The sequence below is a fragment of the Sporosarcina sp. FSL W7-1283 genome (genome assembly GCF_038003105.1).
In the GTDB taxonomy this organism is placed as follows: domain Bacteria; phylum Bacillota; class Bacilli; order Bacillales_A; family Planococcaceae; genus Sporosarcina; species Sporosarcina newyorkensis.
Genome location: NZ_JBBOOL010000001.1, coordinates 1641401 through 1666294 on the forward strand (window position 1 = coordinate 1641401; position 24894 = coordinate 1666294).

General features: G+C 43.1%; 25 protein-coding genes. 23 read left to right on the forward strand and 2 right to left on the reverse strand.

Annotated features, from left to right (window positions below; translation table 11 throughout):
* Positions 1-153: 153 nt before the first annotated feature.
* Complete coding sequence (locus MKY93_RS07940) at positions 154-654, reverse strand: YhcN/YlaJ family sporulation lipoprotein (RefSeq protein ID WP_009496925.1); 501 nt, start codon at positions 652-654, stop codon at positions 154-156.
* 411 nt (positions 655-1065) lie between these two features.
* Between MKY93_RS07940 and hemW the strand changes: the two genes are divergently transcribed.
* The 22 genes from hemW (at position 1066) to recO (ending at position 22540) form a co-directional block, all read left to right on the forward strand.
* Positions 1066-2205, forward strand: a complete 1140-nt coding sequence (gene hemW / locus MKY93_RS07945) for a radical SAM family heme chaperone HemW (protein ID WP_340758747.1) — start codon at positions 1066-1068, stop codon at positions 2203-2205.
* Between the two features lie 90 nt (positions 2206-2295).
* Entirely contained in the window at positions 2296-3351 is a 1056-nt protein-coding gene (hrcA, locus tag MKY93_RS07950; RefSeq protein ID WP_050804625.1) for a heat-inducible transcriptional repressor HrcA, read from the forward strand.
* Complete coding sequence (grpE, locus tag MKY93_RS07955; RefSeq protein ID WP_009496919.1) at positions 3348-3926, forward strand: nucleotide exchange factor GrpE; 579 nt, start codon at positions 3348-3350, stop codon at positions 3924-3926. Before hrcA ends, grpE begins: the two co-directional genes overlap by 4 nt.
* Positions 3927-3971: 45 nt before the next feature.
* Positions 3972-5804, forward strand: a complete 1833-nt coding sequence (gene dnaK / locus MKY93_RS07960) for a molecular chaperone DnaK (protein ID WP_009496917.1) — start codon at positions 3972-3974, stop codon at positions 5802-5804.
* Between the two features lie 136 nt (positions 5805-5940).
* The gene (gene dnaJ / locus MKY93_RS07965; protein WP_009496915.1) at positions 5941-7062 is read left to right on the forward strand and encodes a molecular chaperone DnaJ; all 1122 of its coding nucleotides are present in this window, start codon (positions 5941-5943) and stop codon (positions 7060-7062) included.
* Positions 7063-7077: 15 nt separating this feature from the next.
* Positions 7078-8022: a 50S ribosomal protein L11 methyltransferase gene (gene prmA / locus MKY93_RS07970; protein ID WP_009496913.1), complete on the forward strand. Its 945-nt coding sequence runs from the start codon at positions 7078-7080 to the stop codon at positions 8020-8022.
* 2 nt (positions 8023-8024) lie between these two features.
* Positions 8025-8765: a 16S rRNA (uracil(1498)-N(3))-methyltransferase gene (locus MKY93_RS07975; protein WP_340758748.1), complete on the forward strand. Its 741-nt coding sequence runs from the start codon at positions 8025-8027 to the stop codon at positions 8763-8765.
* Positions 8766-8781: 16 nt separating this feature from the next.
* Positions 8782-10122, forward strand: a complete 1341-nt coding sequence (gene mtaB, locus MKY93_RS07980; RefSeq protein ID WP_340758749.1) for a tRNA (N(6)-L-threonylcarbamoyladenosine(37)-C(2))-methylthiotransferase MtaB — start codon at positions 8782-8784, stop codon at positions 10120-10122.
* Between the two features lie 92 nt (positions 10123-10214).
* Positions 10215-10886, forward strand: a complete 672-nt coding sequence (gene deoC, locus MKY93_RS07985; protein ID WP_221835033.1) for a deoxyribose-phosphate aldolase — start codon at positions 10215-10217, stop codon at positions 10884-10886.
* A 186-nt stretch (positions 10887-11072) separates the two neighbouring features.
* Entirely contained in the window at positions 11073-11246 is a 174-nt protein-coding gene (gene rpsU, locus MKY93_RS07990) for a 30S ribosomal protein S21 (RefSeq protein ID WP_009496905.1), read from the forward strand.
* 489 nt (positions 11247-11735) lie between these two features.
* Positions 11736-13073, forward strand: coding sequence for an NfeD family protein (locus MKY93_RS07995; protein ID WP_340758750.1), 1338 nt, complete (start codon positions 11736-11738; stop codon positions 13071-13073).
* Positions 13073-14071, forward strand: coding sequence for a flotillin-like protein FloA (gene floA / locus MKY93_RS08000; protein WP_040758796.1), 999 nt, complete (start codon positions 13073-13075; stop codon positions 14069-14071). The genes MKY93_RS07995 and floA overlap by 1 nt, the downstream gene beginning before the upstream one ends.
* A gap of 35 nt (positions 14072-14106) precedes the next feature.
* Positions 14107-14643, forward strand: coding sequence for a hypothetical protein (locus MKY93_RS08005; RefSeq protein ID WP_340758751.1), 537 nt, complete (start codon positions 14107-14109; stop codon positions 14641-14643).
* Between the two features lie 47 nt (positions 14644-14690).
* Complete coding sequence (locus tag MKY93_RS08010) at positions 14691-14948, forward strand: YabP/YqfC family sporulation protein (RefSeq protein WP_040758131.1); 258 nt, start codon at positions 14691-14693, stop codon at positions 14946-14948.
* On the forward strand, positions 14938-16029 hold the full coding sequence (locus tag MKY93_RS08015) for a sporulation protein YqfD (protein ID WP_340758752.1): 1092 nt from the start codon (positions 14938-14940) through the stop codon (positions 16027-16029). The genes MKY93_RS08010 and MKY93_RS08015 overlap by 11 nt, the downstream gene beginning before the upstream one ends.
* 5 nt (positions 16030-16034) lie before the next feature.
* The gene (locus MKY93_RS08020) at positions 16035-16997 is read left to right on the forward strand and encodes a PhoH family protein (RefSeq protein ID WP_009496893.1); all 963 of its coding nucleotides are present in this window, start codon (positions 16035-16037) and stop codon (positions 16995-16997) included.
* 457 nt (positions 16998-17454) lie between these two features.
* Positions 17455-19539, forward strand: coding sequence for an HD family phosphohydrolase (locus tag MKY93_RS08025; protein WP_340760921.1), 2085 nt, complete (start codon positions 17455-17457; stop codon positions 19537-19539).
* Positions 19540-19555: 16 nt separating this feature from the next.
* Complete coding sequence (gene ybeY, locus MKY93_RS08030; protein ID WP_425441319.1) at positions 19556-20029, forward strand: rRNA maturation RNase YbeY; 474 nt, start codon at positions 19556-19558, stop codon at positions 20027-20029.
* 4 nt (positions 20030-20033) lie between these two features.
* The gene (locus MKY93_RS08035; RefSeq protein WP_340758753.1) at positions 20034-20384 is read left to right on the forward strand and encodes a diacylglycerol kinase family protein; all 351 of its coding nucleotides are present in this window, start codon (positions 20034-20036) and stop codon (positions 20382-20384) included.
* 24 nt (positions 20385-20408) lie between these two features.
* The gene (locus MKY93_RS08040; protein ID WP_340758754.1) at positions 20409-20819 is read left to right on the forward strand and encodes a cytidine deaminase; all 411 of its coding nucleotides are present in this window, start codon (positions 20409-20411) and stop codon (positions 20817-20819) included.
* Positions 20803-21717 carry a GTPase Era gene (era, locus tag MKY93_RS08045; RefSeq protein ID WP_340758755.1) on the forward strand — a complete coding sequence of 305 codons (915 nt, stop codon included), beginning with the start codon at positions 20803-20805 and terminating at the stop codon, positions 21715-21717. Before MKY93_RS08040 ends, era begins: the two co-directional genes overlap by 17 nt.
* Positions 21718-21757: 40 nt before the next feature.
* On the forward strand, positions 21758-22540 hold the full coding sequence (gene recO / locus MKY93_RS08050; protein ID WP_340758756.1) for a DNA repair protein RecO: 783 nt from the start codon (positions 21758-21760) through the stop codon (positions 22538-22540).
* A 23-nt stretch (positions 22541-22563) separates the two neighbouring features.
* Here recO and MKY93_RS08055 read toward each other — a convergent pair whose 3' ends face one another.
* Entirely contained in the window at positions 22564-23943 is a 1380-nt protein-coding gene (locus MKY93_RS08055; RefSeq protein WP_340758757.1) for a glycine--tRNA ligase, read from the reverse strand.
* A gap of 312 nt (positions 23944-24255) precedes the next feature.
* Here MKY93_RS08055 and MKY93_RS08060 point away from each other — a divergent pair, with 312 nt between their 5' ends.
* Positions 24256-24894, forward strand: coding sequence for a helix-turn-helix transcriptional regulator (locus MKY93_RS08060; protein WP_040758128.1), 639 nt, complete (start codon positions 24256-24258; stop codon positions 24892-24894).

The window sequence follows — 24894 nt, forward strand, 5'->3', positions numbered from 1 at the left end:
GTTAGGTTTTGAAACTCTAACTTTCGGGGTGTACATCATATCCTTAATTGGACTGACCGCTTTTTTCCAATAATAGAGGCATCTTTATTGTTTAAAGCCGTCTTTATAAAAAGGAATAAAAGTAGTTAATTACTTTTTAATTATGTTGAGATGTTAATGTGCATCAGGGAATACTCGTTTCATTGCTTCTGAAAACTCATCAAAGAATCCTTCTACTGGCTCTCCCGCTCTAACTTTTTCCCTATAATCGGTCATTCTTTCGACGAAATCTGGATTAAGGGAAACGTAGACATTCTCGATAGCAGAATTAGAAGATCGGACTTTTTCTGCAACTTTATCCTCCAGCTCTTTTGTCGCTTCTTCCACTGCCTTATCCTTTAAGACAACAGCAACATAAGCGTTATGATCAGTAACCAGTACAGTGGCATTATCCACCTCTGTCAGTTCAGTGATTTTGTCTGCAGCTTCATCAGCAGTCTCTACCTTGGTCTCGTTAGTACTAGGGGAAGTAGCATCTTCGTCAACGGTATCATTTGATGTTTCATTCGTAGTAGTATTTTTTTCAACGGGAGTTGTGTTATCCTTTTTTGTTCCGCAACCCATCACGACCAGTGCAACCAAAAGAACAATCATTAAAAAACTTGTTTTTTTCATTTACTTTCCTCCTTATAGCGTATTCACATCTAGTGTGTCCATATAGAAGATTTTTAATGTGTCTAATACCAATAAAAAATCGTGAACCTTTAATAAGAGTCATGAAATCACTGCATGGATGCTTGAATAGATTTTTCCTCCTATTGCCATCCAGCCAAGCGAACAGCGAAAATTTCACTAAGCGATCCTAAGTAACTTTGTGTTAAAACAAACCTTGACAAACACGCATGGCTAAAACGTTTGTATAGTATCTCGCGATGCTGTATGATACAGTTTGTTAAGTCTAATCAGCAAGTAGCATTCATGGCGGTTCTGAAGATGGATGAAGATTAACTACGACTTTAAAGAGAGGGCAGAAGCGCCCTCTTTTTGACGTTTACATATTGAATTAAGATAGAAGGAAGTGACCGCATGCGGGGTGTGTATATCCATATACCGTTTTGCCAGCAAATTTGCCATTACTGTGATTTCAATAAAGTTTTCTTAAAGAATCAGCCTGTCGATCAATATATTGAATCGATCGGAAAAGAGTTTCAATTGATGAAGGAGGCAGGTCATTCATTTGAACAAGTGGAAACGGTCTTTTTAGGCGGGGGAACACCGACTGCCCTTTCTGTTCTGCAACTCGATCGATTGTTGACAATAGTCGGGCAGTACATTGATGTCCCGTCGTTGCGCGAATTTACGACAGAAGCAAATCCGGATGATCTATCCGAAGCACAACTCTTTATTTTAAAGGAGAAAGGGGTCAATCGTTTATCGATTGGCGTCCAGTCGTTTAATGAACGCTTATTAAAGCAAATCGGTCGAACGCATTCTGTTGAGGATGTGGAACGCGTGATTACTACTGCCCGATCCATTGGTTTCGAAAACATCAGCTTAGATTTAATGTATGGCTTGCCGAACCAAACAGTTTCAGAGTGGCAAGAAACGCTTGACCGGGCCCTAGCTCTCGACTTACCGCATTACTCTGCTTATTCCTTAATCGTCGAACCGAAAACTGTATTCTACAACCGAATGATCAAAGGAAAGTTGCCGTTGCCTGGAGTAGATACCGAAACAGAAATGTTTGAAATGGTCATTGACCTGATGAATGCAGCAAATAGACAACAGTACGAGATCAGTAATTTTGCCATTCCGGGCTATCCTTCGTTTCATAACTTGATTTATTGGGAAAACTCTCACTATGCAGGTATTGGTGCAGGCGCACATGGCTATTTAGGGACGAAACGTTATGCCAACGTAGGTCCGCTAAAACATTATATCGACCATTTGGAAGAGGGGATATTACCTCTTAAAGAAGTACATGAAGTTACAGCAGGCGAATCGATGGAAGAAGAAATGTTTTTAGGTCTGCGAAAAATCGAAGGTGTTTCCATGGAGCATTTCGCACGGAAATACGGGCGACCGATTCAAGAAGTATTCGGACAATCCATTGAAAAGTTGCAGCAGCAAGGCTTACTGCAAATGAAAGAAGATCGTCTCTGTCTGACGAAAAAAGGTGTCTTTCAAGGAAATACGGTATTTGAACAATTTTTACTTGAAGAGTGAGCTTGATTCATTGACAGGTAAAATATAATTTGATAAATTATGAGTAGTATTAGCACTCGAAGTTAATGAGTGCTAACAGGAGTGATGATCATGTTGACAAACAGACAATTGCTCATACTACAATTGACGGTGAAAGATTTCATCGAGTCTGCTCAACCCGTAGGCTCTAGGCAACTGTCAAAGAAACCGGAGGCGCCGTTTAGTTCGGCCACTATCCGGAACGACATGGCGGACCTCGAGGATTTGGGGTTTCTTGAAAAGACTCACACTTCATCCGGAAGAGTGCCTTCTGAAAAAGGGTATCGATTCTTTGTGGATCATTTATTGCAGCCGCAAACTCTAGGCTTGGAAGACAGTCTGCAGCTGCGAACACTGTTTCAGGAAAAAGTAGGGGAATCTGAAGAGCTAATACGTAAGTCTGCAACGATTTTATCGGAGCTGACGAATTACACTTCGATTCTGCTGGGACCTGATACTTCGACGCACGCCGTCAAAAAGTTTTCAATTGTTCCTTTGGATCAAAAGAAGGCAGTCGCCATTATCGTTACAGATAATGGTCATGTGGAAAATCGGATCTTTGATGTTCCAGAAGGATTGACTGCTTCAGAAATTGAAAAGACGGTCAATATTTTAAATGAACGCCTAATAGGCACCTCGCTTGTACAGCTGCAGCAAAAGCTGTTACAGGAAGCAAAGCATGTTTTTGAACAACATATTCATCATGCCGAGAAACTCTTCAGCTCGCTGCAGCAAGCGGTTGCGGTAGAACCCGAAGAACGTCTTTATTTCGGTGGAAAAATGAATATGTGGAAGCAACCGGAATTCCATGACTTTCAAAAAATGAAGTCCTTCTTTGAGCTGATTGAAAAAGGCAATCCTGCCATGGCTATTTTTCAGAAGAACGAACAAGGTATTCAAGTTCGAATCGGTTCTGAGAACAAAGTGATCGACATGGAAGATTACAGTGTTATCACATCCACATACTCTGCAGGTGAGAATATGGAAGGTTCCATTGCAATTATCGGTCCGAAACGAATGGATTATGGAAGAGTGATCACGCTGCTCGATATTTTAAGCAGTGATTTATCTTCTGCACTTCATAGATTGACGATCGGACAAGACGCAGATAGGAGGCAAGACACGTGACTGAAAAAGAAGAACTCAATGAAAATGAACAACTTGAGAATGGTTCTGAAGAAGAACAAGATGCAGAACATACGACAGATCAGCCAGAAGAACAAGCTGAAGAAGTCACTGAAGAAGACGAACTAAAGAAAAAAATAGATGAATTGACAAAAGCCCTTGAGGAAGAAGAGGGTAAGAAATTGCGTGTATTGGCAGATATGGAAAACGTAAAAAGACGAGCTTCCCTCGACTATCAAGCGTTGCAGACCTATCGTGCACAAAATGTGATGGTCAATATTTTGCCTGTATTGGATAATTTCGAACGCGCTCTATCTGTTGAGGCAACAGAAACAGAAAGTCAGTCGATTTTGACGGGCATGGATATGGTCTACCGCTCATTGGTCGAAGCATTGAAATCCGAAGGTCTGGAAGAAATCGAAGCAATTGATCAGGAGTTTGATCCGAATTTCCATCAAGCAGTTATGACAGGAAATGATGAAGAGAAAGCTTCCGGCATTGTTTTGGAAGAACTTCAAAAAGGGTATAAGCTGAAAGAACGTGTGCTGCGTCCATCCATGGTCAAAGTAAACGAATAAAAACAGACAAAACTAACTTGCGAATAATTAGGAGGCAAATTGAACATGAGTAAAATTATTGGTATTGACTTAGGTACAACAAACTCAGTAGTAGCGGTATATGAAGGCGGAGAAGCGAAAGTTATCCCAAATCCTGAAGGTAACCGTACAACTCCTTCAGTTGTAGCATTCAAAAATGGAGAGCGCCAAGTAGGGGAAGTTGCAAAGCGCCAATCCATCACGAATCCGAATACGATTATGTCCGTGAAAAGACATATGGGAACGGACTTCAAAGTAAAAGTAGAAGACAATGAATATACACCTCAAGAAGTTTCAGCTATGATCCTTCAATATATGAAAGGTTATGCGGAAGACTATCTAGGTGAAAAAGTAACGAAAGCGGTAATTACCGTACCGGCTTACTTTAACGATGCACAGCGTCAAGCTACGAAAGATGCAGGCACAATCGCTGGTCTTGAAGTAGAACGTATCATCAACGAGCCGACAGCAGCGGCACTTGCATACGGTATGGATCAGACGGATGAAGACCAAACGATCCTTGTGTACGACTTAGGTGGCGGTACATTTGACGTTTCTATCCTAGAACTTGGTGACGGTGTATTCCAAGTACGTTCTACAGCGGGTGACAATAAGCTCGGCGGTGACGACTTCGACGACATCATCATCGATTATCTTGTACAAGAATTCCGTAAAGAAAATGCAATCGATCTATCAAAAGATAAAATGGCAATGCAGCGCTTGAAAGATGCAGCTGAGAAAGCGAAGAAAGATTTGTCGGGTGTAACTTCCACTCAGATTTCCTTGCCGTTCATCACTGCTGGAGAGGCTGGTCCACTTCACTTAGAAATCACGTTAACACGTGCTAAGTTCGATGAGTTGACAGCAGATTTAGTAGAGCGTTCCATGGTGCCGACTCGTCAGGCGCTTAAAGATGCTGAACTGTCTCCGTCTGAAATCGATCGTGTTATCCTAGTTGGTGGTTCTACTCGAATTCCAGCTGTACAAGAAGCGATCAAAAAAGCGACTGGGAAAGAGCCGTTTAAAGGCGTTAACCCGGATGAAGTCGTTGCAATGGGTGCAGCAGTTCAAGGTTCGATCTTGACAGGAGACGTAAAAGATGTTGTATTGCTTGACGTTACACCTCTTTCTCTAGGTATCGAAACAATGGGCTCGGTCTTCACGAAATTGATTGAGCGTAACACTACGATCCCGACTAGTAAGTCACAAGTGTTCTCCACTGCAGCGGATAATCAGCCAGCAGTAGACATTCATGTATTGCAAGGTGAGCGTCCAATGGCAACTGACAATAAAACGTTAGGTCGTTTCCAATTGACGGATATTCCACCGGCACCACGCGGTGTACCGCAAATCGAAGTAACATTCGACATCGATAAAAACGGTATCGTTAACGTAAAAGCGAAAGATCTAGGAACACAGAAAGAACAAAACATTACGATCCAATCCTCTTCAGGTCTCTCTGATGAAGAAATCGATCAAATGGTAAAAGACGCAGAAGCACACGCTGAAGATGATAAGAAGCGTAAAGAAGAAGCAGATTTGCGCAACGAAGCAGATCAGCTAGTCTTCATGGCTGAAAAGACACTAAAAGATCTTGAAGGCAAAGTAGATGAAGCTGAAGTGAAAAGCGCAGAAGAAGCATTAGAAGAGTTGAAAACTGCAAATGAATCTGGAGATCTTGATCAGATCCGCGAGAAGAAAGAAAAACTCGACGAACTGGTACAAGCGCTTTCCGTCAAGCTTTATGAACAAGCTGCAGCAGAAGCTCAAGCTGCTCAAGGTGATGGGCAACCAGGTGAAGCAGACGATAATGTAGTCGATGCAGATTTTGAAGAAGTAGACGACAAAGACACGAAATAATTGAATTGAAATAGATGTTGACGGAAAAGTCAAAGTCCGAAATTCCGGCTTTGACTTTTTCGTCTGTTATCATAACAAAAATCATTTCAACATGTTACAATGGACCACAGGTAAAATGCGATGAGGGGTGCAGTGAATGAGTAAACGAGATTATTACGACGTGTTGGGGGTCTCTAAGTCCGCCACAAAGGAAGAGATCCGCAAAGCGTATCGGAAGCTTTCCAAACAATACCATCCAGATTTGAACAAAGAAGCGGATGCTGAAGTGAAATTTAAGGAAGTAACGGAAGCATTTGAAGTGCTAAGCGATGAAAACAAACGTGCCAGCTATGACCAATATGGTCATGAAGGTCCGAGCCAAGGATTTGGCGGTTTTGGCGGCGGCGGTGCTGAAGGCTTCGGTTTCGAAGATATTTTCAGTACATTTTTTGGCGGCAGTGCGAGAAGAAGAGATCCAAACGCTCCTCAAAAAGGAAATGACCTTCAATATACGATGACAGTGGATTTCATGGATGCCATCTTCGGCAAAAAGACTGAAATCGAAATTCCACGTGAAGAAGTGTGTGACACATGCGACGGAACAGGTGCCAAAAAAGGTACAAGTGTCAAAACATGTACAGAATGTAATGGTTCCGGCGAAATTTCAGTGGCGCAAAATACTCCGTTTGGCCAAGTAGTGAACCGCAGAACATGCTCCACTTGTCAAGGAACAGGAAAGATCATTCCTGAAAAATGTGAAACATGTCACGGTAAAGGCCGAGTCACTAAAAAGAAGATTATTGAAGTTTCAATTCCGGCAGGAGTGGACCAAGGCCAGCGTTTACGCGTAGGAGGTCAAGGTGAGGCAGGAATTAACGGAGGACCTCCAGGAGATTTATATATCGTCTTTAACGTCCGTCCACACAAACGTTTTATCCGTGAGGAAGACGATATTATCCTAGAATTGTCCTTAACATTCCCGCAAGCTTCACTCGGCGATGAACTCGAAGTTCCAACCGTACATGGGAAAGTAAAGTTGAAAATCCCGGCTGGTACTCAAAACGGCACGACTTTCCGTTTGCGCGGTAAAGGGGTACCGAACGTACACGGACATGGAGTAGGGGATCAGCACGTCATCGTCAAAGTAATTACTCCGAAAAAGATGACAGAAAAACAAAAAGAGTTGCTGAGAGAATTTGCCTCAATTGAAGGCGAAACACCTGATGAATACTCCAGCTCATTCTTCGACAAAATCAAACGTACTTTCAAAGGCGAATGAAAGGATTGAAAAACTGTGAAATGGTCAGAAGTCTCCGTCCATACCACGCATGAAGCAACCGAAGCCGTGGCCAATATACTGCATGAAGCGGGAGCTAGTGGTGTCATCATAGAAGATTCCACAGAGCCGGATAAAGAACGGATAAACCAATACGGTGAACTCTATGCGCTGGATAAACAAGATTTTCCGGGTGAAGGTGTCATCATCAAAGCCTATTTGCCGGTTAATAGTTTCATCAATGAAACGGTTCAGGAATTAGAATTAGAAATCGAGGGGCTCCGTCAATTTTCTCTCGATCCAGGGCGCTTCACAATTGGAATTACAGAGGTCGACGAAGAAGATTGGGCAAACTCTTGGAAACAGTATTATCATCCGGTAAAAATCTCCAAGCGTTTTACAATTGTGCCTACTTGGGAAGACTATACACCGGTGGAAACGGATGAATTAATCATTGAACTTGATCCGGGGATGGCGTTTGGTACAGGAACTCATCCGACAACAGTTCTTTGCCTGCAGGCACTCGAGAAGTATTTGCTGCCTGATCAAAGTATTGTAGATGTCGGAACAGGCTCGGGCGTTCTGGCGATTGGTGCCGCTCTTCTCGGTGCGAAACATATTACTGCGCTGGATTTAGACGAAGTTGCTGTCCGGGCGGCGCAGGAAAATGTTTCATACAACCATGTGGATGATCGGATTACAGTTTTGGAAGCGAATTTGCTGGATGCGATAGAAGAGCCGCCTGACTTGATTATCGCGAATATACTTGCGGATGTCATCATGTCCTTTTCGAAAGATGCATTTAAGCTGATTAAGCCGGGCGGGCTATTCATCACATCCGGGATCATCCTTCAGAAACGTGATGAAGTACGTGAAGATTTGATCGCGCAAGGTTTTGAAATTGTCGAGACGGTGCTCATGGAAGATTGGGTAGCAATTATTGCGCGCAAAGGGCGTGGATAATTTTGCAACGTTATTTTCTTGAAAAGCCTTTCGATGGAGAACAGCGGGTAGCGATCAGCGGAGACGATCATAAGCATATCGTTAAGGTTATGCGAATGACATCCGGTGAACAGTTACTGACAGTATATAACGGAGTCGTCTCATTGGCGTCTATTGAAGAGATTCTTGATGATGAAGTCATCGTATCTCAGCAAGAGGAACTCGATCAAAACAATGAGATGCCTATACATGTCACGATCGCCTGCGGTCTTCCAAAAGGCGATAAACTGGACTTGATCACGCAAAAAGGGACGGAGCTTGGTATGAAGCGTTTAATTCCTTTGGCGGCTAGTCGATCAGTCGTTAAATGGGACCTTAAAAAAAGCGATAAGCGAGTGGAACGTCTCCAAAAGATTGCAAAAGAAGCGGCGGAGCAATGCCACCGTAATCACATACCCGAGATTCTCCCAGTCCAATCTATTAAGCAACTTGCAGAATATGCGGCTTCCTTTGACGTCAAACTTTTCGCTGATGAAGAGGATGCAAAGAGCGAAGTGCCGCATAAGATTGCAGATCGGCTGAAAAACGTGTATCATAAACAATCGATATTGGTCGTTTTTGGACCCGAAGGCGGCTTAGCCAGGGAAGAAGCGCATTTTTTGAAAGATGCGGGATTCCTTCCGATGGCACTCGGGCCTCGAATCTTACGGACGGAAACGGCCCCTTTATATTTATTGTCCGCTATGTCTTATGAATTTGAATGAAAGAGGTGAGCGACTGATGTCTTCGGTTGCTTTTCATACGTTAGGCTGCAAAGTGAATCATTACGAAACAGAAGCGATTTGGCAGCTGTTTCAGGAGGCAGGCTATGGTCGGGTTGAATTTGAAAAAAACTCAGACGTCTATGTGATCAACACATGTACGGTAACGAATACAGGAGATAAAAAAAGTCGCCAAGTCATACGTCGTGCGATCCGTCAAAATCCGGACGCAGTAATTTGTGTGACAGGCTGTTATGCACAAACTTCTCCTGCTGAAATTATGGCGATAGCTGGCGTGGACATCGTGGTAGGCACGCAAGACCGCACGAAGCTTTTGGGGCTGATTGAACAATTCCGTGAAGAACGGCAGCCGATAAATGCTGTGCGGAATATTATGAAGAACCGTGTCTACGAAGAACTGGATGTACCTTCATTCACGGACCGTACACGCGCTTCATTGAAAATCCAAGAAGGCTGCAACAACTTCTGTACGTTCTGTATCATCCCTTGGGCAAGAGGCTTGATGCGCTCACGTGACCCGCAAGAAGTCATACACCAAGCGCAGCAGCTTGTTGATGCAGGCTACTTGGAGATCGTCTTGACGGGGATTCATACAGGCGGCTATGGTGAAGATTTGAAAGACTATAATCTTGCACGCCTATTGCGGGATCTTGAGAAGAACGTTAAAGGACTCAAACGTCTTCGAATCAGTTCAATCGAAGCGAGCCAATTGACTGACGAAGTAATTGATGTATTGAGAGAATCCAAAATTATCGTCCGTCACTTGCATATTCCAATCCAGTCAGGTTCCAATACAGTCCTGAAACGAATGCGCCGTAAGTATACGATGGAGTTCTTTTCTGAACGTCTCGTCCGCTTGAACGAAGCATTACCGCAGCTTGCGATTACATCAGATGTCATCGTCGGTTTCCCGGGCGAAACGGAAGAGGAATTTATGGAGACATATAATTTCATCCGTGATCATAAATTCTCTGAACTGCATGTGTTCCCTTATTCTAAGCGAACAGGTACACCGGCAGCTCGTATGGAAGATCAAATTGATGAAGGCGTTAAAAACGAGCGTGTACATCGTTTGATTACATTGAACGATCAACTGGCAAAAGACTATGCGGCTCGATTTGAAGGCGAAGTGCTGGAAGTCATCCCGGAAGAGCGCTATAAACTAGACCCTGAAAAAAACTTGTTTGAAGGCTATACAGACAACTATTTGAAAGTGGTCTTGCCGGCAGATGAAACGATGGTCGGCCAAATTGTCCGAGTGAAATTAACGAAAGCCGGGTATCCTTACAATGAAGGCCAGCCGGTACGAATTATTGAAGATCAAGAAATCTTGATCTGATGAAGGCCACCTGTATGGGTGGTCTTTTTCGTGCAAGCAAAATGAAGCTTTGCTATACTAAAAGAAAAGATGTTAAAAAAGGAGCGCTTTCAGTGACGAAAAATTATGCCGCGTATATTGATCATACGCTATTGAAGGCAGATGCTACAAAGCAACAAGTAATTGAGTTATGTGAAGAAGCGAAAAAGTACGAATTCGCTTCTGTTTGTATCAACCCGACATGGGTTAAGACAGCTGCGGAAGCATTAGAGAATACAAATGTCAAAGTTTGTACCGTGATCGGCTTTCCTTTAGGTGCCAGTACGACGGAAACAAAAATCTTCGAAACGAAAGATGCCATCGCAAACGGAGCAGGAGAAATTGATATGGTATTGAACGTCGGTGCTCTTCACAGCGGGTTAATTGAATATGTTCAAAAGGATATAGAAGGTGTTGTTGAAGCGGCAAAAGGAAAAGCGATTGTAAAAGTAATCTTGGAAACGTCATTGCTGGACGCTATGCAAAAACGTACGGCCTGCGAACTGTCAGTACTTGCAGGTGCAGACTTCGTAAAAACTTCCACAGGTTTCTCAACAGGAGGCGCTACTTCTGAAGATGTCAAGCTGATGCGCTCCGTAGTAGGACCGAAAATCGGTGTTAAAGCATCTGGCGGTGTCCGCAGCATCGAAGACGTCAACAAAATGATCGAAGCGGGAGCCACTCGCATCGGAGCAAGTTCAGGCGTCGCAATAATGGAAGGTCTCGAATCTACATCGGACTATTGATCTCAAGAGTGCAAAGCGCAGTCTAGTCTCGACAGGCACTTGTTTGAAATTGGCAGCCAGCGGTAGAAATTCTTATTAATATTCTAATAGTTTTTTATTGACCGATCGGAAATTTTACGTTATAATTTTCTAGTACATGGCAAACAGCTATGTTTCGAAGTGTGCTCGGAGGGAGGGACAAGAGATATGACTAAGACAGTCGTTCGCAAAAATGAATCACTTGAAGACGCTCTTCGCCGCTTCAAACGTACTGTATCCAAAAGTGGTACAATACAAGAGGTAAGAAAGCGCGAGTTCTATGAAAAGCCAAGTGTGAAACGTAAAAAGAAATCAGAAGCTGCTCGTAAGCGTAAATTCTAATTTCTGCCTACATTGAATTTTGAGATTAACTATTAATGTAATTTCGTATAAACCGAAAATCCATCAAAGGATTTTCGGTTTATTTTATTTTTACTCAGCGGGTGCCTTCCGCTCTATAAGCGGCGAGATGAGTGTGGCTTTTTCTTTGTTCAACGGGTGTTTGAAAACTCGCTGAACAATAGAAGTACGCAGGCTAGGATCGCCACAACTTGTGGCAACACCTGCATGACCTACTTCCTGTAGTCCTAAGCCTCCGGCGGATGTCACAAATTTTGAGATGATCTTTAAAAGATGAAGTTAGACAAAAGTCGCCGCTTCCTGCGGCAAAGGGTAACTGACCTGCGTCATGCCGGCCTAAGCTCGATACAAAATCTGGACACAATTACGCCTAGGCGTAATTGATATATTTTTTTTCGATAAAATGAAACCAAAAACGTTTTCAAACGTAAATAGTTAGTATAATAGGCAGTAGAGAGAGGTGAGAAAACAATGACTAAAATGATTAGGTCTATTTTTCTGCTCATTTTATTCATCGGAACAATCGCTTTGCCTTTTATACACACGGCGGATGCAGCTGAAAAGAAAGTATATCGGGTGCCGCTCCATCAAGAGGTAGAGAAGGGACTGCATGCATTCCTGCAACGTTCATTTAAAGAAGCGGCTGACGAAGGTGCAGAGACGATTGTATTGGATATAGATACTCCCGGCGGATTTGTGGATGCTGCGGATCAAATCGCGAAGCTGATGACATCGACTGACGCCAAAATCGTCGCATTCATTAATGATCGGGCATTATCAGCAGGTGCGTTCTTGGCACTCTATGCGGATGAAATCTACATGACGCCAAATGGTTCCATAGGTGCTGCTCAAGTCATCGATGGATCCGGTAATGCAGCAGAAACGAAAGCCAACAGTTACTGGCTTGCACAAATGAAAAATGCTGCACAGCATTCGAAACGTGATAAGGATTATGCACTGGCGATGGCCAATCCGGAAATTGACATGCCGGAGCTTCGTGCCCCTAAAGGTGAACTGTTGACACTCACTGCAGACGAAGCCGAGAAAGTAGGTTATAGTGAGGGGACGGTTGCAACATTTGATGAATTGTTGCAGAAGCTGGACTTGGAAGAGGCAACAGTCATTTCTACGACAGAAACATTTTCGGAAAAAGCGGCTCGGTTCATTACGAATCCGATAGTTGTCCCGATTTTACTTTCTGTTGCGAGTCTTGGACTGATTGTGGAATTGTACTCACCAGGCTTTGGTGTACCGGGAAGTATGGGGCTGACTGCCTTATTCTTATTTTTCTACGGTCATACAGTGGCTGGTCTGGCGGGTTATGAGACCTTGATCTTGTTCCTTTTGGGTGTAGGACTCATCATCGCCGAATTTTTTATTGCAGGTGGGATAGCGGGAATCTTCGGAGTCTTGGCTATCATAGGAAGTATTTTGCTGGCAGGCACAAACTTGGCATTCATGGCGGTTTCAGTGCTGATTGCGATGGCCGTGGCGAGTATAGGAGCGGTGGTTATTATGAAATTCTTCGGAAAAAAACTTCATCTGTTGAATAAAATCATTCTAATGGATACGATGGATACGGAAAACGGTTATGTATCCAACGAGAACCGTACGGATCTATTGCAAAAAGTTGCGACAACGCTTACACCTCTTCGTCCATCCGGTGTCGCTGATTTAGACGGCGAGCGGATTGATGTTGTATCAGAAGGGCGCTATATTGATCGTAATAAAGAAGTAGTGATCGTGGCGGTGGAAGGCTTCAGAATCGTTGTTAGAGAAAAGAAGAATGAGGAGGAACAAGGCTTATGATGGGACTAGGAACAATAGGACTGGTAGCAGCAGTCTTTATCATCATTATCGTATTAGCGATATTCTTTACGTTTGTTCCTGTGACGCTATGGATTTCCGCCATGGCGGCAGGAGTACGAGTAAGTATTTTCACATTAATTGGGATGCGTTTGCGTCGAGTAATCCCGAGCAGAGTCGTTAACCCGCTGATCAAAGCACATAAAGCGGGGTTGACTGTAACGATTAATCAACTGGAAAGCCATTACTTGGCGGGTGGTAACGTAGACCGTGTCGTGAATGCATTAATCGCAGCACAACGAGCGAATATCGCGCTGACATTTGAAAGAGCACAAGCGATTGACTTGGCAGGACGAGATGTGTTGGAAGCAGTCCAAATGTCCGTTAACCCAAAAGTTATTGAAACACCATTCATTGCAGGTGTTGCGATGAACGGTATTGAAGTGAAGGCGAAAGCACGGATTACGGTTCGTGCCAATATTGATCGACTCGTCGGGGGCGCCGGTGAAGAAACGGTTGTTGCCCGTGTCGGCGAAGGGATTGTCAGTACGATTGGTTCTTCCGTCAACCATGCCAAAGTGCTGGAAAATCCAGACATGATTTCTCAGACGGTCCTTACGAAAGGGTTGGATTCCGGAACTGCTTTCGAAATCTTATCCATTGATATTGCGGACGTAGATATCGGTAAAAATATCGGTGCCGAACTTCAAACGGAACAAGCAATGGCAGATAAAAATATCGCCCAAGCGAAAGCTGAAGAACGTCGTGCGATGGCTGTTGCCAATGAGCAAGAGATGAAGGCGAAAACCCAGGAGATGCGCGCGAAAGTGGTGGGTGCGGAATCCGAAGTGCCTTTGGCAATGGCGGAAGCACTGCGTTCAGGAAACATTGGTATTATGGATTATATGAACTACAAGAACATCCAAGCCGATACAGGCATGCGTGACTCCATCAGCAAAGTTGGCGGAGACCAGCAGCCACCGCAACAGAAGAAAGACTAAAGTAAAACAATGAATTCCCGGGAAGGGGATGCATAATGGAACAGCTCATTATTTTGGTAATCATGGCGGCGTTAGGCTCCCTGTTCAGTAAAAAGAAAGAAAAGCCTGAACCGAAGCAAAAGCCTAGCGAGCAAAAACCTGTTCATACGCAGACAGTATATGAGCCGGCGAGAAAGGAACCGCAGCGCGCGAATGCGGAACCGACGAATAAGCCGCGCACATTGAAAGATCTATCAAAAGGTCTTTTCGAAGATATCCAGAAAGAGTTCAAAGAGTTGCAGCAAGAAACTCAGCAACCAGAAGCTCCACAGAAGACTCAGGCGCCGCAAACGGAAATCTTCTACCCGGAGCCTAAGGTTGAAAACAAACGTCCTGAACGAGCTGCAAAGCCGGTTTCTGCACCGAGATCTGAACGTCAATCCGGAAGAGGAAGACTCCAGACGGAACGGCAATCGGTCATTCAGGAAGACCAACGTATCTTACAAGAAGATTTAATTCCGACAACTCCGCAACAGGTTCTGCAGGGAATTGTGTATTCGGAAATTTTAGGACCACCGAAAGCAAAACGGTAATCATGCGACCCCCATCTCCGTCATATGTTGAGATAGGGGGTTTTTTCGTGAAAAAATTATTCGCACTTCATCCATCTATTATTTTAGATGAATTCAATTCATTACGGATTACGGGCTTCTACCAATTGAAGGCGTTAAGCGAACAATCCGTGTCCTTTCAAACCGACGACTTTTTTTTAACGATCCAAGGTGAAGAAGTGACTGTACTTGCATTAACTGAACAAAATGCCCATATTTCCATCATAGAGCTGAAAGATTTATCAATTCGATATAAACCCAATGAGGGGCCGATGTATGAGTCCTAAACGTTTTAAGGTTCAATTGACTGCAGTTGGTGGAACATCTTCATTCCTTGGAAAATTGCAAGTAGAGCAAGTCAAAATAAAAAATTTGTATGTGGCAGGACGTTCCGTGTATTTTGAAACAGACAGTAAAGGGATTCAAACGATTCGTCGTTTCAGAAAAAAGTATCATGTGAAAGTGAAAGTTTCACATATAGGAAACGACACCGTCAATTATCGGCTTTTCTCATCTTTTCTATTTATCATCGGGTGTATGCTACCCCTCTGTGCTTCCTTGTTTTTGTGGAACATTGAAGTCGAGAGTGAGGTTCCTGAATTAGCTGAACGCATGGAGCTGAAAATGGAAAAAGCGAATATTAGGGTTCCATCTCTTCTCTCCAAGTTACCTGAAGAGGATGAGATTCGCCGACTGCTCATGCAAGACGAGTCTTCCTTGTCGTGGATACGCTTTAAGAAAATGGGGACTTCTTTAATTGTTTCACCTATGTTGGCTCCGTTATCTGCTGAAGTGAAAGAAGATAAAAAAGAAAAACCATCTCATTTAGTAGCTAAAACAGGAGGGGTGATCACTCACTTTGCGTTGACGAGAGGTGAGCGTGCGAGTATTGTTCACCAAACTGTAAAAAAGGGAGATATGCTCGCTACAGGTATTCTGGAACAAGGAGAAAAGACGACTGTTGTAGGGGCGGATGGAGAAGTTTTTGCGGATTATTGGTTAGAATATCATTTTGAATTACCGCGAACCGTCAAGTATTCAACGCAAGGCGAAGAACAAGTCAATATTAATTGGAGAACTCCATGGCTTGAAAGTAAAGAAGGGGTTTTTCGTTTCAGAAACCCAATACTTTTCAAAGAGTCACGAGAGGATCCGATTCATACTGTCCGTTTAGAAAAAGGAATGGAGGAGACCGTTATTCTTCCGCTTTTGAAGCACGATCTATTATCAAAGAAGACGAATGAACTTGTAATTAAAGAGGAAAACATTTTACATGTATCGTTCACTAATGATAAAGTTAGTGGGACTCTTTTATTTTTGATTAATGAAAACATTGCTGAAAAACGACCGATAACTCAAGGAGACTGAATATATTGAGCGAACAAATCATTCAACTGCATATTGAAGAACCGAATGAAGCGATTATGCTTCTTGGAATTTCCGATCAAAATATGAATTTAATTGAAGAAGAATTGAATATCTCCATTAGAACAAGAGGAGAAACAATATCGATCAGCGGGGAAATCGAGCAAAGTGAAGCAGCGAAAGCACTGCTGGAACAGTTATTGAAAGTGATTCGTAAAGGCATCAACATCAATTTGCGTGATGTTGCCACTGCGATTGAAATGGCGAAAAACGGTACAATTGAATATTTCTCATCTTTATATGATGAGGAAATCGCACGCAATACTAAAGGTAAAGTGATTCGTGCGAAAACAATTGGCCAACGGGAGTATGTGCAATCGATCCGCTCAAGAGACCTGGTTTTCTGTATTGGCCCGGCTGGAACGGGGAAGACCTATCTTGCAGTCGTCATGGCAGTGCAGGCAATGAAAACAGGCTCAGTGAAACGTATTATTCTGACTCGTCCTGCCGTAGAAGCAGGAGAAAGCCTAGGTTTCCTACCAGGAGATTTAAAAGAAAAAGTGGACCCATACTTACGGCCACTGTACGATGCACTCCACGATATACTGGGGGCAGAGCATACAGAGCGTCTAATTGAGCGAGGCGTGATTGAGATCGCTCCGCTGGCTTATATGCGAGGCAGGACACTCGATGACGCATTCGTTATTTTGGATGAAGCTCAAAATACCACAAAAGCGCAAATGAAAATGTTTTTGACTCGTCTCGGTTTTGGTTCGAAGATGGTGATTACCGGAGATAAAACACAGATTGACCTGCCGCGCGGCGTGGACTCTGGCTTAAATGTAGCGGAACACATATTGAAGAAAGTACAAGACATCGAATTCATTTACTTGGAACAAGGGGATGTTGTACGGCATCCGATTGTAGCAAAAATCATTGATGCATATGACAAAGAACAGAAATCGAACTGATGACTGCTGAATAGCCCTCAAGCCTTTATACTAAAGGCTTGAGGGTTTTCGGTTTATAGTACGGATTGTTTAAGCGACTGCTAAAAAGTAAAGAAAAGTTCATTTGAATTTCTATTCACAGGCTCTCGTAAAGACCAGGATAGCTTGAAATACTTCTAAATTGAGATTTGAATAATGAATAAAGCTAAGCAACCAATAGTTAATCTCATCCTCAGATTTTCAGTGTCAGGAAAATAAATGCAGTTTGACCCTCTAATAAGGTATAATGGCTAACATAGCTGTATTTACTAGTAAAACGTATGATTTTCATTATCGGTCTCCATTCATTAAGCGATCTAAGTCATCCAGTAAATGACTGCTTTTTTATGAATTAAATATATATATACATAAGGCAAGGCGGCAAAAATTGTCGAGGGGGGCAAGAAATTTGGCGGACTTAAAGGGGTTATTTTCACAAATGAGGAAGGTGAAGTTTACATTCCTATTGCTCGTTGTCATTAGTCTTTCCAGTATCCTTTTATTCGTATTGATGTATGGCAACAGTACAAATGAAACCTATGAAATCTCAGCATATGAGATCTCTCCAAAAACGATACGATCGCCTAAGACGATTGAAGATACTGAGAAAACCGAACTTGAACGTGTTCGAGCGGAGCAAGCGGTCCCGGCGTCCTATCGTTTTTCAGAAGATATCATGAAAAATAGACAAGCTATCATCAGCTCGATATTCACAGCTGTCAGTGAAGTGAAAATGGAAGAAAACAAAGAGACTGATATGACGGCCGGTAAGAAACTGAAACTACTCAGGGGAAAGTTGGAAGGATTGGAGAAAGAACAATCTTTTTTACGCTTATCAGATGACCAATTGAAACAATTATTGGCATCCGATCAGACTGAAATAGACAATCTGCATGAACAACTGCTAACGATTATTGGTGAAGAGCTGTCCAAACCTTTCAAGTCTGATCAATTATCCACTCATCGATATGAAGTGGAAAGACAGATTCGTCAATCCAGTACATTACCAAGTGGATTACTGGACGTGGCGTTATCCTTAGGTCGAACGGCTGTCGTAGAAACAGAAGTGATAGATGAAGAACTGACTGAAAAAAATAAAGCCGATGCGCGTGAGTCGATTGAGCCGATTCGTATTCTTCAAGGACAAGTCATTGTACGCGAAGGGCAGCTGATTGATCGTGATATTTATCAACAATTGAAATTATCAGGTGTCCTGACGAATCAGTCATCCATTAAACCAATCTTAGGGATTGGGTTATTCGTACTCTTTATCTCTAGTCTGATAGGGATTCATTTCTCTACATGGTCAGAAAATAATCAGTTCAAAAAGAAAGCTGTATTGATGTTTTACGTCATAATTTTCGCAGTTGTTGTCCTCATGAAGATCATCAGTTATATTGATCATGAATTTGACGTGCAAATTGCGTTTTTATTTCCGACTGCGCTGGCGCCTATGTTGATCAAGCTGCTGATTAATGAGCGAACGGCCATACTATCTGTAATTATTACCGCAGCAACCGCAGGCATTATGCTGCAGGAAGGCATTGCCGCCATCTTGCAGATGGAAGTCGCTTTGTATATTTTATTTGGTGGGATCGTCAGCATATATGTTCTCAGCGCACACGGCAGGCGCTCAACGATTTTACAATCGAGTCTTGCAGTCGCGGCTTCTAACACGATCTTCATCATATTTTATCTGTTAATGACACAAACTAGTTATACATTACCGGAGCTGACTTTTTATGCAGTTGCAGCGATTTCATCAGGAGTACTGTCAGGTGCGTTGACGATCGGACTATTGCCGTTTTTCGAATCTGGCTTTCAATTGCTTTCCAACATGCGGTTGGTCGAGTTGTCGAATCCAAACCATCCGTTACTGAAGAAAATTTTAGTGGAGACGCCAGGAACATATCACCATAGTGTGATGGTCGCGAATTTGGCAGACGCTGCGTGTGAGTCGATAGGAGCGAATGGCTTGCTTGCACGCGTAGGGAGTTATTATCATGATATCGGGAAAACGGTTCACCCTGGTTTCTTTATTGAAAATCAGCATGCCGGACAGAATTTACATGATTCCCTGCCACCTGAGAAAAGTCGTGATATGATTATAGCTCACGCTGAAGATGGTGCGAAAATATTGGAGAAGCATCATATGCCTGCAGAGTTAATAGCGATTGCCAGGCAGCACCACGGAACAAGCTTACTGAAGTTTTTCTATGTAAAAGCGAAAGAACAAGGTTCAGATGTGGCGGAGGATCAATTCAGATATCCGGGTCCAAAGCCGCAAACGAAGGAAATCGCTGTTATTATGATTGCGGATAGTGTAGAAGCAGCGGTACGTTCCATGAAAGAGCCGACACCCGATAAGATTGCGGTACTCGTCGAAGCGATCGTTCGGTCAAAAGTTGAAGATGATCAATTTGAAGAATGCGATTTATCGATGAAAGAAATCAAACAGGTGAAAAAAGTGATATGTGAGACTTTGAATGGAATTTTCCATAATCGAATCGAATATCCGGATTAAAAAAGGAGTATGGGCAATGATAGACTTTTATTTTCAAGATGATACAGATGCAGTTGACGAAACGTCGGAAGTGTTAATTACCGATCTATTGAATCACGCAGCGAAAATGGAAGATTTGGAAGGTTTATACGAGCTTTCAATCACTTTTATGGATGATGATGCGATCCAAGCAGTAAATGCAGAATTTCGAGGCAAGGATAAACCGACCGATGTCATTTCATTTGCCTTAGAAGAACTGTCTGAAGGGGAAGTGGCGATCGTACATGAAGGAGATATGCCAGTTGTGCTTGGTGATATCATCATCTCTATTGAAACGGCGCAACGCCAAGCGGTTGAATACAATCATACCTTTCAACGAGAATTAGGGTTTTTGGCGTTACATGGATTTCTTCATTTACTCGGATATGATCACATTGAAGAGGATGATGAAAAAGAGATGTTCGGAAGACAAACAGAAATCTTAACTTCTTTTGGCTTGGAGCGACAGTGATCAGATGAAAAGATTTTTCAAATCTTTTGTCTATGCGTGGGAAGGGATGAGAGACGGTTTCGTCAATGGACGCAACATGAAATCTCATGCCCTGTCAGCCATCATCGTCATCCTTGCTGGCTGGTTCACTGTTCTTTCTATGACCGAATGGCTGATTGTTCTTTTATTGATCAGCGGAATGCTGGCATTGGAATTGATGAATACTGCTGTTGAGTACGTCGTAGATCTCGTAACAAAGGAATACCATCCACTAGCAAAAAAGGCCAAAGATATCGCGGCTGGGTCGGTACTGATTTTCGCTATCGCCAGTGCAGTCATTGGCTGTTTGATCTTTTTTCCGAAATGGTTTGGCTGAATCAAATGAACTGGAGTGAACTAGATGAAATTTGAACAACTGAAAAACGAAGCAGAATCAGCAATGAAAACTGCATATGTCCCGTACTCTAAGTTTCCGGTGGGTGCTGCCTTAGAAACAGAAGACGGTACGATTTTCCGAGGATGTAATATCGAAAACTCTGCTTACGGACTTACGAATTGTGCAGAGCGGACAGCGATTTTTAAAGCAATCTCTGAAGGCGTTAAATCTTTCAAGTCGCTTACTGTTATCGGGGATACAGAAGGACCGATTGCACCGTGTGGCTCATGCCGTCAAGTGATCGCGGAGTTTTGCGCACCGGGCATGCCGGTCTATCTAACGAATCTTAAAGGGGACGTTCAAGAGATGACCGTTGCAGAACTATTGCCAGGCGCTTTTTCTAAGGAGGATTTAGACTATGCAGAAGAACGATAAACCATTCAAATCAGGCTTTGTTTCAATAATTGGTCGTCCGAATGTCGGGAAATCAACATTCATCAATCGGATGGTCGGTCAAAAAATCGCCATCATGAGTGATAAGCCGCAAACAACGCGAAATAAAGTACAGGGCATTGTGACAAGTGACACATCCCAAATGATTTTCATCGATACGCCAGGCGTCCACAAACCAAAGCACCGTCTAGGCGATTTCATGCTGAAAGTGACGCGCAGTACATTGAGTGAAGTAGATGTCATCATGTTCATGGTGAATGCAGATGAAAAGATCGGTACAGGGGACCGCTTTATTATGGAATGGCTTGAAAAGTCCGAGACTCCTGTATTCCTGGTCATTAATAAAATCGACCTTGTGCATCCCGATCAATTACTCGAGATCATCACGACGTACACAGATGAACTGAAGTTTGCTGAAGTCGTTCCGATTTCAGCTTTAAACGGCAATAATATTGAACGTTTAGTGGAAACGCTGGAAAGTTATTTGCCGGAAGGTCCTCAATATTATGCTGCCGACCAAGTTACCGACCATCCTGAGCGCTTTATCATTTCAGAAATGATTCGGGAAAAGGTGCTGCATACGACACGTGAAGAAATTCCTCACTCCATTGCGGTGGCCATTGAAAGCATTGAACAGGATGCATCTACTGGAAAGACGCATATCCGAGCTACGATTATAGTGGAAAGAGATTCACAAAAAGGGATTGTCATTGGCAAAGGCGGTAAATTGCTAAAAGAAATTGGAACGAAAGCACGAAAAGATATTGAGATGCTGCTTGGAGAAAAAGTATTTCTTGAATTATGGGTAAAAGTTCAGAAAGACTGGCGCAATCGTCCAAGCCGCCTAAAAGAATTTGGATTCAATGAGGAAGATTATTAATTCTTCATCTGTCCAGTATGTTTGATTGGGGGAGAGCACTTTGTTAAACAAAGTGGAAGGATTTATTATAAAGAGCATCCCTTACGGTGAAACAAATAAAATCGTAACGATTTATTCAAAAGAGGCAGGTAAAATCACCGCGATGGCAAGAGGTGCGAAAAAGCCGGCGAGTCGACTAGCTGCCATTACGCAAACGTTCACACATGGTTTTTTTATGATACGGGCAAGCAGGGGAATGGGATCTCTTGAACAAGGTGAGTTGATCAGCAGTGTACGGCATATTCGCGCTGACCTGGAGACAACTGCATATGCGGGACTGGTCGTTGAGTTGATCGATCGCTTAACCGAATCGGAGCAACCGAATGCTGGGATTTTTCGACTGTTGGAAGAGGCGTTCCATGCCATGGAAGAGGGTTATGATGCAGAGGCAATTTCGTTATTTGTTCAATGGAAGATGCTGCCCGTCGCTGGTATTCACCCCATCCTTCATGAATGCGCCAATTGCGGGGCGACGGAAGGGGAGTTTGCTTTTTCATTTCAGCAAATCGGCTTTCTTTGTCATCGTTGTTTTGGAGTGGATCCATACATTATTCGCTTGTCTCCGACTCAGATCAAGTTGATTCGGATGTTTTATAATGTGCCATTGGATCAGATCGGTAAGCTGGAATTAAAGAAACCGACGAAAACCTTTATGCAGAAACTGGTCTCGACGATTTATCATGAACAAGTCGGGATTTACTTGAAATCCAGAAAATTTATCGAGCAGTTGGAACGGACACCAGAATTACAAAAACCAAAAGAAAACCCGGAGAATGAAGGCTAATGCCGATTCTCCGGGTTTTAAAATTAAAATTGTAGATGTTTTTCGATATATGCTTTAACGTCTGCAATCGGCATACGCTCTTGTTCCATAGAATCGCGGTGACGGACAGTCACTTGCTGATCTTCTAATGAATCAAAATCGTATGTGATACAGAAAGGAGTTCCAATTTCATCTTGGCGACGGTAGCGACGGCCGATTGATTGGGAATCGTCATACTGTACTGGGAAATGCTTCGCCAGTTCCGTATACACTTTATCTGCATCGTCTGCAAGCTTTTTAGATAATGGCAAGATCGCAGCTTTAATAGGAGCAAGTGCCGGGTGGAAACGCAACACTGTACGTGTATCGCCGTCTTCCAACTCTTCTTGGTCAAATGCGTCACATAAGAAAGCTAGTGTAACACGATCTGCACCTACAGAAGGCTCGATGCAGTAAGGAACGTATTTTTCATTCGTTACAGGATCTTGATAGTGGAAGTCTTCGCCTGAATATTCCATATGGCGCTTCAAATCGAAGTCCGTACGGTTAGCAATACCCCAAAGCTCTCCCCAGCCAAACGGGAATTTATATTCGATATCTACAGTTCCTTTAGAGTAGTGGGAAAGTTCGTCTTCATTATGCTCGCGAAGACGGATATTCTCTTCTTTCAATCCAAGGTTCAACAATAGGTTCTTGGATTGGTCGCGCCAGTATCCATACCAATGCTCATCTTCACCAGGCTTACAGAAGAATTCCAGTTCCATTTGTTCAAATTCACGCGTACGGAACGTGAAGTTACCCGGCGTGATTTCATTACGGAAACTTTTACCGACTTGCGCAATTCCAAACGGTACTTTCTTTCTCATCGAACGTTGAACGTTTTTAAAGTTGACGAAGATTCCTTGTGCTGTTTCAGGACGAAGGAAAATTTGGTTTGCGGATGAATCCGTCACTCCTTGACTCGTCTTGAACATTAAGTTAAATTGACGGATTTCTGTATAGTCCATCGCACCGCAAGTCGGGCACACGATGTCGTGTTCTTGGATTAGTTCGAACATCTTTTCAAATGGCAAGCCGTCAACTACGAGTTCAATCCCTTTGGCATCTAATGCTTCTTCGATTAATTTATCCGCACGGTGACGCGTCTTACATTTTTTACAGTCGATCATTGGATCATTGAAGTTCCCGATATGACCAGATGCTTCCCAAACTTTCGGGTTCATCAAGATGGCTGAATCCAGCCCTACGTTATAAGGCGATTCCTGAATAAATTTTTGCCACCAAGCACGTTTGATGTTGTTCTTCAACTCAACGCCGAGCGGACCGTAATCCCATGTGTTCGCCAAACCGCCATAGATTTCAGAGCCTGGGAACACAAAACCCCGTTGCTTTGAAAGATTCACTACTTGTTCCATAGATAACATTATAAATCCCTCCAATTAAAATAAGCACTCGTCTCCGGACATAGACATGTCCGGGGACGAGTGCATGATGACCCGCGGTTCCACCCCGATTGGTTTTTCAACCCACTTTCATAATGAATGGTTCAACTCCCGGCTGCCGTCTTCGTGTAGTACAGGCTCTCACTGTCCCTGTTCGCTCATCTTTACACTACTTATTGACCGTTCTTCGCTTACTTCATTCAAAATTAGTTTAGCATGATTCTCCTTTCTTCGCAATAGTGAGCGTCTTGTTATATAATTGGTTAGTAAATACTACTTTGAAGTGTGAAGGCGGTGACATGTTTGGAATTAAATACACGTCAAAATGAAATCCTTGACATCGTCAAAGAAAACGGACCGATTACAGGAGAGCAAATAGCTGAGCGTCTACACTTAGCGCGTGCAACTATCCGACCTGACTTAGCAATTTTGACGATGGCGGGTTATTTGGATGCACGACCGCGTGTGGGTTACTTCTATTCTGGCAAAAAACCTATTCAATCGGTAGCGGACGGTATGGTAGATATGACAGCGGCGGATTTTCAATCAAGACCGGTCGTGATCACGGAGAATCTATCAGTTTATGATGCGATCTGCCAATTGTTTCTGGAGGATGTCGGAACCCTTTTCGTAGTGGATCAGCAATCTTTATTGACAGGTGTACTTTCCAGAAAAGATTTGTTGCGGACAAGTATCGGAAGAACGGAATTAGATAAAATTCCTGTGCATGTCATCATGACAAGAATGCCGAATATTATGTATTGCAGGAAGCAGGATACCCTCATTTCAGTAGCAAAAAAAATGATGGACAGTCAAATTGATTCATTGCCAATCATCAATGAGAAAGAGGGCGGATTGGAAGTGATCGGTCGGATTACAAAGACCAATATAACAGCCGCATTTCTTTCATTAGCGGAAGATCATGACTTATGA

Bases quoted from the DNA above. Each gene is read 5' to 3' on its own strand.
- MKY93_RS07940 (WP_009496925.1), bottom strand. From the start codon at position 654: ATGAAAAAAACAAGTTTTTTAATGATTGTTCTTTTGGTTGCACTGGTC.
- hemW (WP_340758747.1), top strand. From the start codon at position 1,066: ATGCGGGGTGTGTATATCCATATACCGTTTTGCCAGCAAATTTGCCAT.
- hrcA (WP_050804625.1), top strand. From the start codon at position 2,296: ATGTTGACAAACAGACAATTGCTCATACTACAATTGACGGTGAAAGAT.
- dnaK (WP_009496917.1), top strand. From the start codon at position 3,972: ATGAGTAAAATTATTGGTATTGACTTAGGTACAACAAACTCAGTAGTA.
- dnaJ (WP_009496915.1), top strand. From the start codon at position 5,941: ATGAGTAAACGAGATTATTACGACGTGTTGGGGGTCTCTAAGTCCGCC.
- mtaB (WP_340758749.1), top strand. From the start codon at position 8,782: ATGTCTTCGGTTGCTTTTCATACGTTAGGCTGCAAAGTGAATCATTAC.
- rpsU (WP_009496905.1), top strand. From the start codon at position 11,073: ATGACTAAGACAGTCGTTCGCAAAAATGAATCACTTGAAGACGCTCTT.
- MKY93_RS07995 (WP_340758750.1), top strand. From the start codon at position 11,736: ATGACTAAAATGATTAGGTCTATTTTTCTGCTCATTTTATTCATCGGA.
- floA (WP_040758796.1), top strand. From the start codon at position 13,073: ATGGGACTAGGAACAATAGGACTGGTAGCAGCAGTCTTTATCATCATT.
- MKY93_RS08005 (WP_340758751.1), top strand. From the start codon at position 14,107: ATGGAACAGCTCATTATTTTGGTAATCATGGCGGCGTTAGGCTCCCTG.
- MKY93_RS08015 (WP_340758752.1), top strand. From the start codon at position 14,938: ATGAGTCCTAAACGTTTTAAGGTTCAATTGACTGCAGTTGGTGGAACA.
- MKY93_RS08025 (WP_340760921.1), top strand. From the start codon at position 17,455: ATGAGGAAGGTGAAGTTTACATTCCTATTGCTCGTTGTCATTAGTCTT.
- ybeY (WP_425441319.1), top strand. From the start codon at position 19,556: ATGATAGACTTTTATTTTCAAGATGATACAGATGCAGTTGACGAAACG.
- MKY93_RS08035 (WP_340758753.1), top strand. From the start codon at position 20,034: ATGAAAAGATTTTTCAAATCTTTTGTCTATGCGTGGGAAGGGATGAGA.
- MKY93_RS08040 (WP_340758754.1), top strand. From the start codon at position 20,409: ATGAAATTTGAACAACTGAAAAACGAAGCAGAATCAGCAATGAAAACT.
- era (WP_340758755.1), top strand. From the start codon at position 20,803: ATGCAGAAGAACGATAAACCATTCAAATCAGGCTTTGTTTCAATAATT.
- MKY93_RS08055 (WP_340758757.1), bottom strand. From the start codon at position 23,943: ATGTTATCTATGGAACAAGTAGTGAATCTTTCAAAGCAACGGGGTTTT.